Annotated in this window: 16 protein-coding genes; 10 read left to right on the top strand and 6 right to left on the bottom strand. The window is 55.1% G+C overall.

What is annotated here, in order from left to right; genetic code table 11:
* Window positions 1–29 precede the first annotated feature (29 nt).
* Window positions 30–170 (top strand): hypothetical protein, encoded by a 141-nt coding sequence (locus HNP33_RS01965; protein ID WP_184704683.1) that lies wholly within the window; start codon window positions 30–32, stop codon window positions 168–170.
* Between the two features lie 34 nt (window positions 171–204).
* Here the strand turns inward: HNP33_RS01965 and HNP33_RS01960 are convergent, their stop codons facing one another.
* The 5 genes from HNP33_RS01960 to HNP33_RS01940 all read right to left on the bottom strand — a co-directional run bounded on the left by HNP33_RS01960 (window position 205) and on the right by HNP33_RS01940 (window position 5823).
* The gene (locus HNP33_RS01960; protein ID WP_184704681.1) at window positions 205–1629 is read right to left on the bottom strand and encodes a hypothetical protein; all 1425 of its coding nucleotides are present in this window, start codon (window positions 1627–1629) and stop codon (window positions 205–207) included.
* Window positions 1622–2575, bottom strand: a complete 954-nt coding sequence (locus HNP33_RS01955; protein ID WP_184704679.1) for a TniB family NTP-binding protein — start codon at window positions 2573–2575, stop codon at window positions 1622–1624. The genes HNP33_RS01960 and HNP33_RS01955 overlap by 8 nt, the downstream gene beginning before the upstream one ends.
* Window positions 2572–4539, bottom strand: coding sequence for a Mu transposase C-terminal domain-containing protein (locus HNP33_RS01950; protein WP_184704677.1), 1968 nt, complete (start codon window positions 4537–4539; stop codon window positions 2572–2574). Before HNP33_RS01950 ends, HNP33_RS01955 begins: the two co-directional genes overlap by 4 nt.
* A gap of 9 nt (window positions 4540–4548) precedes the next feature.
* Window positions 4549–5223, bottom strand: coding sequence for a hypothetical protein (locus HNP33_RS01945; protein WP_184704675.1), 675 nt, complete (start codon window positions 5221–5223; stop codon window positions 4549–4551).
* A gap of 186 nt (window positions 5224–5409) precedes the next feature.
* Window positions 5410–5823 (bottom strand): helix-turn-helix domain-containing protein, encoded by a 414-nt coding sequence (locus HNP33_RS01940; RefSeq protein ID WP_184704673.1) that lies wholly within the window; start codon window positions 5821–5823, stop codon window positions 5410–5412.
* Window positions 5824–6280: 457 nt separating this feature from the next.
* Here HNP33_RS01940 and HNP33_RS21315 point away from each other — a divergent pair, with 457 nt between their 5' ends.
* From HNP33_RS21315 to HNP33_RS01895, 9 genes are all read left to right on the top strand, one after another.
* Window positions 6281–6403, top strand: coding sequence for a transposase (locus tag HNP33_RS21315; RefSeq protein ID WP_184704671.1), 123 nt, complete (start codon window positions 6281–6283; stop codon window positions 6401–6403).
* 374 nt (window positions 6404–6777) lie between these two features.
* Complete coding sequence (locus HNP33_RS01930) at window positions 6778–7104, top strand: type II toxin-antitoxin system Phd/YefM family antitoxin (RefSeq protein WP_184704669.1); 327 nt, start codon at window positions 6778–6780, stop codon at window positions 7102–7104.
* A 51-nt stretch (window positions 7105–7155) separates the two neighbouring features.
* On the top strand, window positions 7156–7470 hold the full coding sequence (locus tag HNP33_RS01925) for a type II toxin-antitoxin system RelE/ParE family toxin (protein WP_325064896.1): 315 nt from the start codon (window positions 7156–7158) through the stop codon (window positions 7468–7470).
* A gap of 97 nt (window positions 7471–7567) precedes the next feature.
* Complete coding sequence (locus HNP33_RS01920; protein ID WP_221451959.1) at window positions 7568–8203, top strand: type I restriction-modification enzyme R subunit C-terminal domain-containing protein; 636 nt, start codon at window positions 7568–7570, stop codon at window positions 8201–8203.
* Window positions 8200–9954 (top strand): restriction endonuclease subunit S, encoded by a 1755-nt coding sequence (locus tag HNP33_RS01915; protein WP_184704667.1) that lies wholly within the window; start codon window positions 8200–8202, stop codon window positions 9952–9954. Before HNP33_RS01920 ends, HNP33_RS01915 begins: the two co-directional genes overlap by 4 nt.
* Window positions 9955–9956: 2 nt before the next feature.
* Window positions 9957–11687, top strand: a complete 1731-nt coding sequence (locus HNP33_RS01910; RefSeq protein ID WP_184704664.1) for an AAA family ATPase — start codon at window positions 9957–9959, stop codon at window positions 11685–11687.
* Window positions 11684–12487 carry a hypothetical protein gene (locus tag HNP33_RS01905; protein WP_184704662.1) on the top strand — a complete coding sequence of 268 codons (804 nt, stop codon included), beginning with the start codon at window positions 11684–11686 and terminating at the stop codon, window positions 12485–12487. Before HNP33_RS01910 ends, HNP33_RS01905 begins: the two co-directional genes overlap by 4 nt.
* Window position 12488: 1 nt before the next feature.
* Complete coding sequence (locus tag HNP33_RS01900) at window positions 12489–14009, top strand: HsdM family class I SAM-dependent methyltransferase (protein WP_184704660.1); 1521 nt, start codon at window positions 12489–12491, stop codon at window positions 14007–14009.
* On the top strand, window positions 14006–14386 hold the full coding sequence (locus tag HNP33_RS01895) for a hypothetical protein (RefSeq protein ID WP_221451958.1): 381 nt from the start codon (window positions 14006–14008) through the stop codon (window positions 14384–14386). Before HNP33_RS01900 ends, HNP33_RS01895 begins: the two co-directional genes overlap by 4 nt.
* 412 nt (window positions 14387–14798) lie before the next feature.
* Here the strand turns inward: HNP33_RS01895 and gyrB are convergent, their stop codons facing one another.
* On the bottom strand, window positions 14799–17378 hold the full coding sequence (gene gyrB, locus HNP33_RS01885) for a DNA topoisomerase (ATP-hydrolyzing) subunit B (RefSeq protein ID WP_184704658.1): 2580 nt from the start codon (window positions 17376–17378) through the stop codon (window positions 14799–14801).

Here is a 17378-nt window from a genome sequence, read left to right as displayed (position 1 = left end):
CAAATTGGTGGATCGGAATGCCAGGAATCATGCCAATACGGGTATGGCTCATCGAGACACATTGGACAAACGCGCAGGCGCTGATGTTGCCCGACAATTGCTGCACCGAGCCATTTGGGATTGGCCAGGCCGTTGGCCTGGGCCGTGCGCAGAAGGAAGCCCAGGTCTGATTCCTCTGGGTACTTGATTGGGCGGATCAGCATGCTAGGCGGATGGCTCTGAGCTAATTTGGCGAGTGTGAGCTTCTAGATGGGTTTTGATTGAATGAGGTACCTTGATACCCCACAACCCCGGGCACTTGAGGTCATGCCAGACCAGTACCTGCCCCGTGCAGATGTCTGAGAGCAGCTGTGCAACTGCGTTGTCAGCGATTCCTTGATAGAGAGTCGGGTCGTTTAGCGAAAGTGCGCTTTGCCCTTCAAATGGACATGCGTGCCGCGTGAGCTTTTCCAGCATGCCTTCCATCTGGCTACGTAGATAAAATTGGTGCCGTCCGATTTGCCAGTTTCGCAACAAACCACTTCTACGCAGAACTTGTAGCATAGGTGGATAGACGCTGAGTTGAAGGTAATGAAGCGCTTCCTTTGGTATGCAGATGTCTGCTGCCACCATCTCAAGTGAAATAGCTCTATGAAGCTTGAATATGCGACCATGTTTTGGTCGCTCTCGTATTGCTTGAGCAACGGCGCCCTCAAAAATGTCCAATAGGAACTGCCTTTTTTCTGACGGAACGTCCAACTCATCTGTCCTCTGTCGCAACGACGCGCGCTCATAAGCACTCTGTCTGTATGGTGCTAGAGCATCGGAGCCTGTCGCCAGGAGCGATTGCAGCAGAGAAAGCCATCGCTGTAGAGGCAGCTCGCGCATGACCGACCGTTGGATCCTTTCGGCATCCACTACCTCATTGAGAAATCGATAGGCCGCAGCGCGGTGGAGCGAGCTTGGCAATCTCACCAGCAACGCATCGATACCGTATCTGGATGCGCAGATGTCCAGATCAATTGACTTAGCCCAACGGGCCACCTGCACAAGGAATGGTTGCCGCTGAGCAGTGTCTCCATTTTCCGCTCTGACATATGCCAAGCGCTGTAGCAATGTGGCGATGAGCGTGCTTGCAGCGAGAGCCTGCGATCCCACTTTCTGTGGGGCATTGATCCACGGCCAAATGGCTTGAAAGACACTCCATTCTTCCTCTCGGTAGTTGGCGTGACAGGTATTGTCCGAGCGAAATGTCGGATCATCAAGGCGTGAATAGATGGCATCAAAGTTACAGCGTTTGTTATCCAGGTCGTGCGCAGGTCTGAGCAACGTGTGATGCACGTGGCACACTTCCACGAGCTTGATCCTCCATGCCTGCTTGATGTAGCGGTTCTCCCATATGCAATGGATGCACGCGGAGGTGAAATACTCCTTTCCTCGGTACTTCCAAGCCCAAGCTGGTAGCGGATGACCGAACGCATGGGTGCAAACTTTTTGGCGTGGCAAGAGTGGTTCCAACTCTCGGCGTCTGATGCCATTTTGCGCTGCTACTCGTCCATGAAATCCAATGACGCACTCATCCCATTTCCGTGCTGGTCGCACCAGCAGCGCTGTCCCGGATTCAGGGTGCATTTTCTGCAAATCATCCACGTTGTGCCTCCTGGGCAAAGGGCTCCTTCGCGCGAGTAAGTGCGATCCCATTGAATTTGGGATGGAAAGGATTGCGCTCAGGGGTTGCTTCGCGGTAAATCACTTCCACAAAAGCTTGCGCCAGAGTCTCACCATCGATCTTTGGACTTGAATGCTGGGAGGCAATGGCGACGGCACGTCGTAGCAGGTGGCAAATTGACCTCAGGCGGCCATCTGTAGCAAATGCGACTTGACGTGTCACAGCGGCATCGCCCAGGTCGATGCATGGGAGCGGCAACAGCATCCTCTCAAAGCTCTTGAGAACCTTTGAAAATAGCTTGATGTCCTCGCCGTTCGCAGACAGAGCATGAACGAACATCTGCTCTCCGAATCTACTGCGCAGCTGAGCGTTTGTTGCGAGCAGTAGCTCTGCGCGCGGTATGCCCGCAAGCACAAGGACTGGTCCACCTGGACGGCACAGCTGCTTGATCCAATCTCCTACGTGATAGTGCGTTCTGACGCCTCCGCGATCCACCAGGTGATTGACCTCGTCGAAGATGATCATGCGGGTCTTACAAGCAATGATCAATGTTCGCAGCTGGATAGTCCGCTGAGCTTCGTCGCCTTTGTCCCAATATGGCGAGCCCATTTCGCGCAGAACAATGCCAGCCAAGGCTTTGATCGTTGTCCTGGGTGGAATCTCAACATAGACCACGGGTACTTCCGTCCATTCCTCATGAACTACGCTTGGGTGAAGCTTGGTGAAGTGGTTCAGTAGGGTGCTTTTGCCGGTACCCGGCAGCCCCGTAATCAGCAAGTGCTCCGGCTCACCTGGGGACAACGCTGATCGCAGCCTTTCGTCTAGCGTGTTCAACAGGCTTGTGACTTGGGGAAACTTGCCAAACGCGCTGGATACTTTTTGCGAAATTTGGCTGAAGTTAATTTGGCTGGTGTGCAGGGTGTTCACAGTTCAGCCTCCAGCTCAAGCATTTCGAAAACATCGAGGTCATTGCCGTGCCCTATATCGACATCAACTTGAAATTGAAGTGGAGGTACGGGGCCTTGCCGCGATGGCGAGCGCTTCGGAGCGCGGAAGGTACTGCTATTCATTCCAGCCAGACGGGAGCCTGCTTTGCGCTCCTTTAGTCTTTTTGACTTCCGTGCGTCATCCTGCATTTGATTGATAGTCGCGCTTGCGGTAGCTCGTATTGCCCGGTTTTCTGGGAGATCCTGGGCGTGGTGTTTGCGTACGGCCTTTGCTTGCTCAAGGCTGAGGCCGCTGAACTCAGACTCCGTGTTGAACGCCTTGATGGGGCGCTCATCGAGCGGATCCCAAACATAGATGTAGCCGACATCCCTGCGTGGCCACTTAACTTCCGCCTTCTGGTTCGCGGGCAGCATTCGGCGCAATTGCATAAGCTCTGTGGAGGTATATCTGAAAGTGTTGAGATCAATCCCATAGTGCTGCAGTGCCGATTCCTTCCGTTCCGCGAACTCGAAATCCACATGATCAACGTCGCACTTCAGCTTTGGGGGAAAAGCCTTTGCAGACTCGTTCCACAGTTGCAGCGGAGTCTTGTTTCTAAGGCCCCGGTGAGGGCGCGTATGGTATTTCTGCAGCAGCCAGACATGAAGAGCCATGTCGAGCTCTTCAAGGGTGAAGGCAGCTTCTTTTTCAGAGTTCACGCCCTGTCGCTGTTCATATTTCGCAAACGTGGTTCCCGGCAGTTGATGCACAAATGAATAGTTGATGGTTTTTAGCAAGCGCTCGACGAAAGGCTTGTCGTTAGGTTGCCGGGACTTGGCGAACTCGCCGACGATACCGAGATTGAGCAAGGCATCGGTTACCGCACGGGAGTGGAACTCTCTGCCGTTGTCCATCAGCAAGCGCTCAAACCAGCCAAAGCATGGCCAGGTCAGCATGAGCTCTGCAAACCTGCCTTCTCGAAGATAGGTCTTGGGCAACAGCGCGTGGCGCAATGCGGCGAAAACTGAGTGCGCGCCGTAACCATCAAGAGACAGATGAAAGCCCAATACAACCCTTGAGTACCGGTCAATAACCAGGGTAAGAACGGGCCGGCCAATGACGTTGCCGTTTTCATCGACGATTAGGATGTCCAGTAGCGTGTGGTCAATCTCAACGAGCTCCAGTATTCGCTTGGTGCGCCGTGCGACACCATGATTGGCAAACCTGCGCTCGGCTTCTTTAATTCCATACTTGGCTACGGCTACATCGAACTGCGGAAGCGATGCAAGCCTGCGCTGCAATGTGCGTATAGATGGAGCAGTCAGCCGATCGTGCTGAGTCAGGAATTTATTCCTGATGTTGATTTCTGCCCGGATGCTGTCCAAGATGGCCTCAGCGGTCCAGACGTGACTGCGATCGAGGGTCTCCTCGATCTTTTGATGAACGATCGCATCGACCTGAGCCGGTAGTCTGCTTTTGTTGGCACCTCCACAGTTTCCTATCCGACTCAGCAACCCAGAGATGCCATCGGCTCGATATTCCCCTAACCAGCGGTAGACAGTGGACGCGTGCGGCGGGGTTTGCTCGCCACGCTCATGAGCGATTTGATCAATGGCTTTTTGCAGCATTGCTCGGCTGCCGCAAGTGGCAAAGCGCTCATTGAGCTGGGTCACGTACGCGATGTGCCGGTCAGAATTGAACCGCCCAAACGGAGACATCTTGTCAGCACGCACAGCTGCGCCATGCTCTTCGCCATGTATACACATCTGCCTGACAGTAACGGCGAGCTTCAGATCTCCCGTAAGGTACTTCTGAACCAACTCTTGCGAGCCGATAATGACAGTGGCACCCGATTCCTGGTTTTGAAGCAGCACTTGGTCATCATTGGTCACACCCAGGAACTTACACGCTATGTCGTCGAGGTAGACCGTCTTCTTGTTGTCGAAGGGAAGTTCGTATTGCATGACTTCTCCTTAGGCAACTTGGGCGAGTGTTTCGTCAGGACCACGGCGCATCAAGCGCGATAGCAAGGCATCGCACTCCTCGCTTGCCTTACGCCAACGCTCTAAAAATTCTTCTGAGCACTCGTCCGCATCTAAGCCTGGTACGTCGGATGGAAGCTGCTTGCGTGTGCCATAACGCGGCCATGGTCGAGCTTTTAAAAGCTGCTGGACCTCGTCTTGTGTCGACCACTGTTCAATGTCTGAAGAGAGAATCGTTATGAAGGGGATACGCTGCCGTCGGAGTGCTTGGCATATAGACCGGTAACGTGTCTTGGATTTCTGGCTTTTGAGATAGGGAAGGCCTTTGATTTCAATGATTACTTTGCCATTTGCAGTTTCGATTTCTACGTCTGGTGTGTAGAACAGGTCTTTGGTATCTGCGCCGCCGGATAGCAGCAACACATAAGGATGAGTCCTCAGTTGTTTGACTGCTGAAGAGATTTCAAGAATTCCTAAGACGGAGGCCTCCAAATTCGACTCGAATTTCTCCTTGCGAGAATGCGATTTGAGGCTGGGAAAATATCCTCGAACATTTCGCCCGGAACGGGTTATGACCTTTCTTGGTGAACGAGAGGAAATGATTGCTTCAATGCGTTCCGATATTTGAGCTGCGGTAATAGGCCAGTTAATGAAAATAGTAGGCATGTAGATATCCTGCGCACTCATTTCTGAGCACGAATGTTTACTAAAGGACGAGTACATGCCTCCCCTGGCGAACGGGGGAAGTTGACGCTGGCGGCGGAATGAGGGAGACTTCAGGTGCTACCCGGTGAAGCTTCCAGCAAACCGTGACGGCGGCGGGCACTCGCGAGGGTTCTCGCCGTTTGTCATTTATGGGCTCATCTTTAGCTCCGATCGGGGGTTTTCGAGAAGGCTCTTGGCTGTGATGCACTCCTGGATCAATGATGTAATTTTCATCATCTCCCTCTCTGAGAGTGCTGCCTTCGCTTGAAGCACAAGCGATACTATCTCGGCGCTTTGCTCACCGTAACGCTGGGCAACCAAATCTACAATTTGGTCATGGGCCGCAAGTCCCTTGAGTTGTTCGATCTCTTCAGGTCCATTTGCAAGCACCTGGCCAAGACGCTCTACCTGTCCGAGACCTGCCACTCGTCTCCCGTTCTCAATTGCACACAACACTGATTGGGATACATCAGCCCGTTCGGCAACAGTTCGCTGACTTCGGCCTTTGCGGAGGCGAAGCTGACGAATTTTGTCGGGGATGAGCAACAGATTCTTGTACATGTGTCATCCAAGGATAGACCAACTGATGATCAAAATAAATCAAAATAATGCGTATGTTGCATGAGATTTAGCGATTTTAATTTTCTGCCAGAAAATCTGGTTGGCTGGTATTTGGTAAGTGTTTGAATTCTATTGCGACTATAAACCGACGCAACAAGATATTTTCATTATATGGTTGGATTTTGTTTCAATTATTTGTTGTTAATGAGCGTCATTCGATATGGTCTTAATGAGGTCTACGTCTTGCGTGGGGTTAAATCGCCTCGGGTGCGGAGACTGTTTGGTTTAAGTTAGCCCGCCATCGTCGTGGCGGGATGGCGAGTTACAGGTAGAAGTTTTCCTACACCTCTACAGGTTCGATGTAGCCGATGGATGACGTCTCCTCCGAATTACGGAGGTTTTAGAACTAGGGGTAGAGTTGCCTTCGTACATCGGCAATCGGCGCGAAGGATAAGCAATGAAGAGGCCGAAATTTTCTGAACAGCAAATTGCCTATGCGCCGAGCTTTGCTGAGGCGGGCACGTCCGTCGCCGATGTCTGTCGCCGGATCGGTGTGACGGAGGCAACGTATTGCACCTGAAAAAGAAATTCGGTGACTTGGGCGTTCTGAGCTCAAATTACGAAAGGTGCTTTAGGACGAGAATGGCATGTACAGCCAGCCTCGCAATTTGGGGACGTAGGTGAAGTCGCCGACCAGCGGTTGGGCCGCTCGGCACGGAACTCCGGTCCAGCGGGCATAAGGTCCTGGCATCGCTGATGGCGACCTTGCCATGCATCACGCCGCATAGCCCTATGAGGCCATCAGCCGCTCGACCGGACTACATAATCGATGTCTACAGCAGCTATAGGCTGGTTACGGACTTAGAGCGCAGCAGGAATCTTGGCCCGCTCTCGGACCAATAGCGGCCTTCCGGTAAACTGCACAGAATTGTGTCACCTTCGAAGGATCCAGCCATGTCTATCTCTGCCCGTGATGTGGTGCCGTTTACCCAGGCGCGCTCTAACCTTTCAGAGCTGGCCGACCAAGTGAAAGCGGGTGCCGAAAAGATCATCACCAAGAACGGTGAGAGCTATGAAGCACTGATCGATGCAGACAGGCTTGACGACTATCACCGACTGGAGCGCGAGCGCATCCACCTGCTGCTGATTGATGACGCCCGCAGAGGCTTGGAAGACATCGTTGCAGGGCACACCCAAGATGCTGATCAAGCCTTGGCGACCATTCAAAAGCGTCGTTCCCCCGCGCAGTCCGCAACCAAGCCTGTGAAGAGCCGTGGCTGAGGCTGTGTATCGCGTCGAGCTGACCGATGCTTCCTTGCGAGACTCGATTCCATCGAGGCCTTCCTGACGGAGGCCGATGCTGCGATTACCTATGACGACCTGCTGGCAGGCCTGCGCGCGACCGTGGCTCCGAACCTTGCACGCTTTCCGCGGATGGGGCGCCGCTACCTCGACCAGCCGCCGCAGTCGATCGAAGCGCTGGAACAGTTGAGTAAGTTGCCTGCTAGCACGGCAGACAGCCTGCGCGTGTATCTGCATGGCGAATACCTGATGCTTTATGCGGTGATGCATCAGGTGGTGTACCTGCTGTCCATCCGGCATCACCGGCAACTGTCATTCGATTTTTCCGGGCTGTGGCCGACATAAATAGAGAAAACGGGAGTGTTCAGGGATGACACCAGAAGCAAAAGCAAGGCAGACCATTGATGCGAGGCTGATCTCGGTAGGTTGGGTTGTGCAAGACATGAAGCAACTCAACCTGGGCGCGGCACGAGGTGTAGCCGTGCGCGAATACCCCACGGACACTGGGCCCGCCGACTATGTGCTGTTCGTTGACCGGGATGGGGCCAAGACCCGCTTTGTGCTGATCGACGCCGTGGGGGTTGAAAAAAGCCTCGAGACCGAAAGTCGCCCGCTGGAGAAGAAGCCCGGCATGCCCTTGAAGGACTTGCCGCAGGGTGTGGCCATGGGCAGCCGAGACAACGACACCGTGCTCAGCCTTGCCAACCGCCTAGTGCGCTTGGCCAAGCAATTGGACGACAAGGCAAAGGCGCGGATTGAGAAGGCCAGTGGCGGCATTCCCGTGGGGGAGCTGGGCAAGGCCTTGATCACGGCCTTGGATCCTGATGCCATCGTCCAGGCAGCCTTGGCCACAGCCAAAGCGAAAGGCATCACCCGCACGGAAGACGCCCTGCTGCCGCAAGAGATCGAATGGCTGCGCTTGATGAAGGATCACGCTGCCAGCAGTTGCAGCATCAGCCGCGACGACTTTGATTATGCGGTGCTGGCTGACAAGGGTGTGCTTGAGAAGGCGTGGGGCTTATTTGGCAAGGAGCTGGATACCGTGATGCGAGAAATGAATGAGGAGTTGGTTGCGTGAGCGTTGCAAACGAGCAGATTCCTGCCTTGCCAAACGGCTGGGAATGGGTGCCTATTGGTGAAACAGGTGAATACATCAACGGATTTGCTTTCAAGCCCAGCCACCGTGATTCCAGTGGCTTGCCGATTGTGCGCATCCAAAATCTAACAGACGAGTCAAAGGCGCTTAACACCACAAACATCGAAGTGCCAGCCAATTACAAGATCGACACAGGTGACATGCTCATGAGTTGGTCTGCAACTCTTGATGTGTTTGTGTGGCGGCGCGGACCTGCTTTGGTTAATCAACACATTTTTAAAGTTGTTCCGGATGAGCGAGTCATCCGCAAGGAACTGCTTTTCTATTGGCTGAAGCAGGCAATTCAACAGTTACAAAAAACAGAGCACCTGCATGGCAGCACAATGATGCATATAAACCGTGGGCCATTCATGGCGCACAAGGTGCCGCTGCCGCCTGTGGCAGAACAAGTTCGTATTATTTCCAAACTGGGAGAAGTGCTACCCGAGGTTGATGCAGGATTTGCCGAACTCAAGGCCGCTCAGAAAAAGCTGGCGCAGTACCGTCAATCGCTCTTGAAATCCGCGGTGGATGGCGCGCTCACCGCAGAGTGGCGAGCGGAACATTCACCGGATGAATCTGGCGCGCAACTACTCGAACGCATCCTGCAAGAACGCCGCGCCCGCTGGGAAGCCAAGCAACTTGCCAAGTTCGACGAACAAGGCAAGATGCCGCTAAAGGATTGGCAAAATAAATACCCGGTGCCGACACAGCCAGACGCCACCAATTTGCCGGATTTGCCGGTAGGCTGGGTGTGGGCGAGCTTGGACCAGGTTTCTGAGATTCAGGGGGGAATCCAGAAGCAACCGTCTCGTGCACCACTCGAAAATAAGTATCCGTTTCTCAGGGTGGCCAATGTCGCTCGGGGAAAGCTCAAGCTTGATGATGTGCATGAAATTGAGCTCTTTTCTGGCGAGCTTGAACGTTTGGCGTTGGTTGCGGGCGATGTGCTGATTGTTGAAGGAAATGGCAGTCTTACCGAGATAGGTCGCTGCGCCGTCTGGGATGGATCAATTCCGAATGCGGTTCATCAGAATCATTTGATTCGCGTGAGGCCTATTGGTGTTGTCAGTCGATTTGTTGAAACATGGCTTAACTCATTGGGTGGTATTGAAAAGCTGACAAAGCTGGCTGCGACCACAAGCGGGTTGTACACACTTAGCGTTGGGAAGATTTCAAAAATTCCAGTCCCAATCGCGCCCCGCTCAGAGCAAGAGGAGGCAATGCGGGTGCTTATTGAGAGCCTTTCAACGCTGGATTCTCAAGAGCAATCCCTAGAACTAGCTCTCAAACAGGCTACCGCGCAACGCCAAAACATCCTGCGAGCCGCCTTTGCTGGCCAACTGGTGCCGCAAGACCCAAACGACGAATCCGCAGGCGTACTGCTGGGACGTATTCGTGCTGAGCGGTCGGAACGCGGCAAGCAGCCTAAGGCTCGCAAAACCAAACAACAGAAGGAGATTGCCACCGTGGTGAGCAAATTGATCGACGTGCTCGCCGAGGCGGGCGACTGGGTGTCGGCGCAAGAGGCGTTCCGCCGCTGTGGTGTGGGCGATGGAGCGCAGACCGAGCGCGTTGAAGAGCTGTACGCTGAACTGCGTAAGCTGGACCATGACGGCAAGCTGGCGGTTGAGGCAGTCAACGATGAGGACGGCCGCAAGCTGTACGACAAGCTGAAATTGTTGGTGGGCTGAGCATGCGTCTGGACAAGCTCACCATCGGCAGCGCCAAGGACAGCCCGACTCATCGGTTCAAGAACCTCAAAGACGTCACGATTGACTTCGACCAAGATCATTGGGTCACGGTAGTTATCGGTTGGAACGGCACGGGCAAGTCAAATGCGCTCGAAGCACTGGCCATCCTTTTTCGTGACCTGATAGCCAAAGAGAGAAGGCCAGTTTTTGCATTCCAGCTTGCTTATCGCATGGGCGCAGGTGCGTCGCTGCGCCATATCCATATCGACGCGGATCCTGACAGAGTCAACGAACCCTACAAGGTTCATGTGGCGACCGATGACGAGGCGCGCGGTAAGAACTCATTACTGCCGATTCCGGAGGGCGGGCCGACGGTTTCGGCGCTCCGTGGAAGCGAGATCAGGTTCAGCGATCTGGCTGCTGATGGCTCGCCGTATCTGCCGCGCTACGTGTTCAGTTACTACTCGGGTGAAAGCCCGCGTATGCACGAAATCTTCAAGCCTTACTTGGAAAAGTTCGACGGCAAGCTCCGTAATGGAGAAGACCCCGGTCTGAAGCGACTCTTTTACGCCATGCCGGTCCATAGCCAGTTTGTGTTGCTGGCGTTTCTGATTCATCAGCCGGAGTTTGTTCGGAAGTTTCTTGATGAACATCTCGGTATCGATCCCGAGGAGGGGCTGGAATCAGTGCTCTTCGTGCTGAGGCAACCGCCGTGGAAATCTAAAGCACCGGATGGTGATCCCCGATTCTGGAATGCGCGAGGGGTGGTCAGCAGCTTTCTCGCTCGATTGCAAGAGGTGGCGCTGGCGCCCATCGAGCTCAGTCGCCGGGTTTCCACGTCTATCTGGAACGAGAAGACCTTGCAGTTCAAGTACCTCTACGTCAAGAACGTTGAGGCACTCCGCCAATTGGTTGGTAAGCAAGAGCCTGCGATGTTCTTTCGTGATCTGGAGAGCACGTATGTGTCTCAGCTGATCGACGAAGTCCGAATCCGGGTGCGCCTGAAAAAGAATGATGGCAGCGTGACGTTTCGTGAACTGAGCGAGGGCGAACAACAGTTGCTAACTGTCTTGGGTTTGCTACGCTTCACTGCCGAAGAGGAGAGTCTCTTCTTGTTGGACGAGCCTGACACCCACTTGAATCCCCGTTGGAGCGTCGATTACATCCACTACCTGAAACAGTTCATCACGGGCGGGACCAAGCGGGAGGAGACTAGTCACATACTGCTGACCACGCACAATCCTCTCGCAATTGCCGAGCTGGATCGTGAGCAGGTGCAAATTCTGCAGATGCACAAAACGGGGGAGCAGCGGCAAATTGTTTCATGCTTCCCGGAGATGGCGCCCAGGGGCATGGGCTATGCAGCCATTGTGACCAGCGACATGTTTGGCATCGCCTCGTCGCTCGATGGCTCAACGCAGCTTTTGCTAGAGCAACAAAGAGCGCTTTCAGTGGTCGAATCCTTGACTGCAGAGGAGCAAAAAGCCCTTGACAAAGTCAATTCAGAGCTGAATCGCTTGGGCTTCAGATTCTTCCATCCTGATGATGAGTTTTCTCGCTATCTCAGGCTTCGCAACGAAGCGCTACAGGCTATGTTCGGCGACGTCCAACCCATGGAGATTGCTTCGAAAGCCGTGGCGCTGAGTCGGCAAGAACGGGAAGACTTGGCGACGCAGCTGATTGAGCAATTGGTTGCTGAAGAGAAGGCTGAGCGGGGCCGGCAAGCGCAATGAGATACATAGACATAGACTCACTCTCCTTGCCGGACGGGTGGCCAGAGAAGGCCACGGCCGCGGCTAAAGCAGTTCAAGCCGGTGCAGATCTTGAGGATTTCAGCCAGATATGGCGAGACCTCAAGGATGCGTTAGCAACGCTATTCCCTGAGAAAAAGTGCTGGTACTGTGAATCTCTAGTGGATCGGTCGGATAACGCAGTGGATCACTTCAGGCCAAAGGGCAGAGTTAGTGATGCATCACAGCCGCACGCCGGATATCGATGGCTGGCATTTGATTGGCGCAACTATCGCTATGCCTGTACGTTTTGCAACAGCCGCCGCAAGGATGTATTGCATGGTACTGCCGGCGGTAAAGGGGATCGATTCCCACTGCTGGATGAGACGACACGGCTCTACGGACCAGGGCCTTTGGATCAGGAGTCTCCCAGGCTTCTTGACCCATGTGAGCTAAATGACTGGGAGTTGATCGGCTGTAAGCAGGAGAATGGTAAGCCTTGCCCGGCGACAGACGATCCGATCGCCAAAGATAGAGCAATAGATTCGATTGAGATTTATCACCTTGACTACGAGCCCACCTGCAAGCAGCGACATGCAGCGGCTGTGCAGTTGAAGGCAGATGTAGAACTGGCCAAGCTTTTCTTTGCCAAACCTGGAATGAATGCAGAGTTCAACGCGGTAGCGAAGAAAATCCGCCGCGCAATTGACCGCAAGGCGCCCTTCAGTGGCGACATGATTTTTCTACTTAGGGGGCAGCGCACAGATGACCACCCTTGGATTCAAAAGTTAATCGAAGTTTGAGATGAACAGTTCCACCCTGGTCCAGAAAGTCTGGAATTTCTGCAACACCCTCCGAGATGATGGAGTTGGGTATGGCGACTACTTGGAGCAACTTACCTACCTGCTATTTCTGAAGTTGGCGCACGAGTACGCTCAAGATCCCTACAACCGCGATACGCACATCCCGAAAGGTTATGACTGGGCAAGCCTCACTTCGAGGGTGGGCGAGCCGCTGGAAGCGCATTACCTGTCCACCTTGCACAAGCTGGGCGAGCAGTCAGGCATGCTGGGTGCCATCTTCTTCAACGCGCAAAACAAGATCCAGGATCCGGCAAAGCTCAGCCGTCTAGTCCAGATGATCGACGCCGAAAACTGGATCAGCCTCGAAGCCGACGCCAAAGGTGACCTGTACGAGGGCTTGTTACAGAAGAACGCCGAAGACACCAAGAGCGGTGCCGGACAGTACTTCACGCCTCGCGCCATCATTCAGGCCATGGTGGCCTGCCTTCGGCCGCAACCATTGAAGACCATTGCCGACCCCGCTTGCGGCACAGGTGGGTTCTTTCTGGTAGCCAATGAGTGGCTATCGGGCACCGGCAAATGGTTGGACGACAATGCTGTGTGGCTGGGCCGTGATCTGCCCAAGCTCAACCCCAAGCAAAAACGTTTCTTGCGCGATGAGACATTCGTCGGCAACGAGATTGTTCCGAACACCAGGCGCTTGTGCTTGATGAACTTGTTTCTGCACAACATCGGTGAGCTGGATGGCCAGCCTGCCATTGACCGCTCAGATGCACTGATCTCAGAGCCAAAACGCAAGGTCGATTACGTGCTGGCCAACCCGCCCTTCGGCAAGAAGAGCAGCATGACGATTACGAATGACGCGGGCGAGGAGGACAAAGGCTCCCTGACTTACGAGCGTCAAGACTTCTGGGAGACTACGTCCAACAAGCAGCTCAACTTCTTGCAGCACATCGTCAGCATGTTGAAGGTCGATGGCAAGGCTGCTGTGGTGTTGCCTGACAACGTATTGTTTGAGGGTGGCGCCGGAGAAAAGATCCGCCGCAAGCTGCTTGAGACCTGCGATGTGCACACCATCTTGCGCTTGCCCACCGGCATCTTCTATGCACAAGGTGTGAAGGCGAACGTGGTGTTCTTTGACAACGCGCGGAAAGATGGCCGTGTGCACACCAAAGGCATTTGGTTCTATGACCTGCGCACCAACAAGCACTTCACACTGAAGACACGCCAGTTGAAGCTGGACGACTTGCGTGATTTCGTCACCTGCTACAACGCGGCAGATCGCCAGGTACGCAAGGCGACGGACCGCTTCAAGTTCTTTAGCTACGAAGAACTCATTGCCCGCGACAAAGCCAGCCTGGATGTTTTCTGGCTTAAGGATGACAGTCTCGACAACCTCGATGATCTTCCGTCGCCAGATGTACTGCAGCAAGAGATCATTGAGCACCTGGAGGTAGCTCTAGCGGTCTTCCGAGATGTCGCTGCGAGCCTTCCAAGCTTCCCTCAGAAGGATGCTGCATGAGCGAGATCAATCTCTTTCGGCTGGTCGATGGTCGCGCAACAAAGCTGCACGGCCATCAGTCCGATTTGGAGCGACCGCTGCAAAAGCTGATTGAGGGAAACCTCGAAACCATGCTGGGGATCCGATTTCTCGCCTCCGAGTACCGCACGGGTCGGCTGCATGCAGGGCGTATCGATACGCTGGGCTTGGACGAGAACAATTGCCCTGTGATCCTCGAGTACAAGCGGGCAGCGCATGAAAATGTGATCAACCAAGGGCTGTTCTATCTGAATTGGCTCATGGACCACCAATCCGAGCCGTTGAGCTCTATATCAAGCTGGGCAAGCGCGTCAGACCCATCATCCGTCAGCTGGGCTACCCCAGCAAGAATGCATTGAAGGGCTGGCACCTTGAGTATCAGCAGCGCCAGGGCCTTGCGACCGGCTATGCAAGTCGAGAACCGAAGTTCTCTCAGGGGCAACGGTTTATAGATAGTTCACAAGCCACTGACTGCTGTTCACATGAAAGCAGCCATTGGAGGACTCCCCATGTGGCACTCGAGGTAACTGCTAATTGGCAAACGGTAGTCATTCATGCTGCGGACTCGGTAAGCATCAATCGCTGCAATCCCGCCATAACGGAATGTAAAAAAAGAGCTCGGAGGAATCCGAGCTCTTTTTTACTGGCTATGCCAAGACAGACTTACCATTTAACGGCTAAAGATAGGTCTGTCGCTTGGTTTGTGGCGTCCAGTCGCAAAATTGTGTCGTGAGTCGCAAACAATACGGCGCCCTACGACTCGACACAAAATCACACGTCGATATTGCCTGCTCGCAGGGCATTGGTTTCAATGAAATCGCGGCGGGGCTCCACCTCGTCGCCCATTAGCATGGTGAACACGCGGTCGGCTTCGATGACGTCGTTGACCTTCACCTGCAGCAGGCTGCGCACTTCGGGATCCATGGTGGTTTCCCAGAGCTGTTCGGGGTTCATTTCGCCCAAGCCTTTGTAGCGCTGGCGGGCGGTGGTGCGTTCGGCTTCGCTGATGAGCCATTGCATGGCCTGGCGGAAGTCGCTTACCTTTTCCATCTTGGCTTTTTCGCCTTCGCCACGGGTGACTTTGGCGCCTTCTGCGAGCAGGCCGTGGAAGTTCTGCGCTTCGGCAGCCAGGGCTGCGTAATCGTGGCCTTCCACAAACTCCTGCGTGATGATGGAGCTCTTGATGTTGCCGTGGTGGTGGCGGCTGATGCGCAGGATGGGTTTTTCGGTATGCGGATCGAGTTCGCCGCTCACTTCGGCGGGCACGCCGGTGGTGGTCAACTCGCGCAGCTTGGCTTCCAGCACCGGGGCGCAGTCCATGGCGTCCTGCAGGGTGTCGAGCTTGATCTGCACGCCATCGGCAATGGCGCGCAGCGCTTCGGCGTCCAGGTAGGACGAGAGGCGTTCGATCACGGTTTCTGCCGCCAGGTGCATGTTGGCCAGTTTGGCCAGTTCTTCGCCTTCAATGGTGCGTGGAGTGTCGCCACCGGTGGCGACATTGGCGCCTTGCAGCGCCACGCGCAGCAGGAACTGGTTCAGCGCCGGGCCGTCTTTCAGGTACAACTCTTCCTTGCCGTTTTTCACCTTGTACAGCGGCGGCTGGGCGATGTAGATGTGACCGGCCTCCACGAGGTCGGGCATCTGGCGATAGAAGAAGGTAAGCAGCAGGGTGCGGATGTGGGCGCCGTCCACGTCCGCATCGGTCATGATGATGATGCGGTGGTAGCGCAGCTTGGCCAGGTTGTAGTCGTCGCTGTTGCTTTTGCCCGAGTCTTCGCTGGCCTTGCCGATGCCGGTGCCCAGTGCGGTGATCAGGGTGACGATTTCGTTGCTGGACAGCAGTTTTTCGTAGCGGGCTTTTTCCACGTTCAGGATCTTGCCGCGCAGTGGCAGGATGGCCTGGAACTTGCGGTCACGCCCTTGTTTGGCCGAGCCGCCTGCGGAGTCACCCTCGACGATGTAGATTTCAGACAGGGCAGGGTCTTTTTCCTGGCAGTCGGCCAGTTTGCCGGGCAGGCCCATGCCGTCCAGCACGCCTTTGCGGCGCGTCATTTCGCGGGCCTTGCGGGCTGCTTCGCGGGCGCGGGCTGCGTCGATGATTTTGCCGCACAGGATTTTGGCGTCGTTCGGCTTTTCTTCCAGGTATTCGGCCAGGGTCTTTGCGACGATGTCTTCGACCGGCGCACGCACTTCGCTGGAGACGAGCTTGTCCTTGGTCTGGCTGCTGAACTTGGGCTCAGGCACCTTGACCGACAGCACGGCGCACAGGCCTTCGCGCATGTCGTCGCCCGTCACTTCCACCTTGGCCTTCTTGGCTAGCTCGTTCTGTTCGATGTACTTGCCGATAACACGGGTCATCGCGGCGCGCAGGCCGGTGAGGTGGGTGCCGCCGTCGCGTTGCGGGATGTTGTTGGTAAAGCAGAGAACGGATTCGTTGTAGCCGTCGTTCCACTGCATGGCCACTTCCACACCGATTTCGGTGCCGGGAATGCCGCCGTAGGATTCCGCCGGGCGCGAGCCGGTGGCGTAGAAGGGCGTAGGGTGCAGCACCTTCTTGTTGGCGTTGATGAAGTTGACGAAACCTTGCACGCCGCCAGCGCCGGAGAAGTCGTCTTCCTTGCCGTCGCGCTCGTCCTTGAGGCGGATGCGCACGCCGTTGTTCAGGAAGGAGAGTTCACGCAGGCGCTTGGCCAGGATTTCGTAGCGGAACTCGTAGTTTTCCTTGAAGATTTCCTGGTCGGGCAGAAAGTGCACTTCGGTGCCGCGTTTTTCGGTGGTGCCAACGATGCGCATGGGCGAGACTTCGACGCCATCGACGGTTTCGATCAGGCGGTTCTGTACATGGCCGCGCGAGAAGTCGATCTGGTGAACCTGGCCTTCGCGGCGCACGATGAGCTTGAGCTTGACCGACAGTGCGTTGACGCAGGACACGCCCACGCCGTGCAGGCCGCCCGAGACTTTGTAGCTGTTCTGGTTGAATTTGCCGCCCGCGTGCAGCTCGGTCAGGGCGATTTCGGCCGCCGAGCGCTTGGGCTCGTGCTTGTCGTCCATCTTCACGCCGGTAGGGATGCCGCGGCCGTTGTCTACCACCGACAGCGATCCGTCGGCATGGATGGTAACGAGGATGTCGTCGCAGTAACCGGCCAGCGCTTCGTCGATGGAGTTGTCCACCACCTCGAACACGAGATGGTGCAGGCCGGTGCCGTCGGAGGTATCGCCGATGTACATGCCGGGGCGTTTGCGCACCGCCTCCAGGCCTTCCAGAATCTGGATGGCGCCTTCGCCGTAGCCGCCTGCATCAGGGGTGCTTGGCGTGCTGGGAGATTGTTCCGGCTGGTTTTCTGCGGTCAT

Source organism: Comamonas odontotermitis, from assembly GCF_014207855.1.
Taxonomy (GTDB): Bacteria; Pseudomonadota; Gammaproteobacteria; order Burkholderiales; family Burkholderiaceae_C; genus Comamonas; species Comamonas odontotermitis_A.
This window is presented reverse-complemented; position numbering and strand designations above follow the sequence as displayed.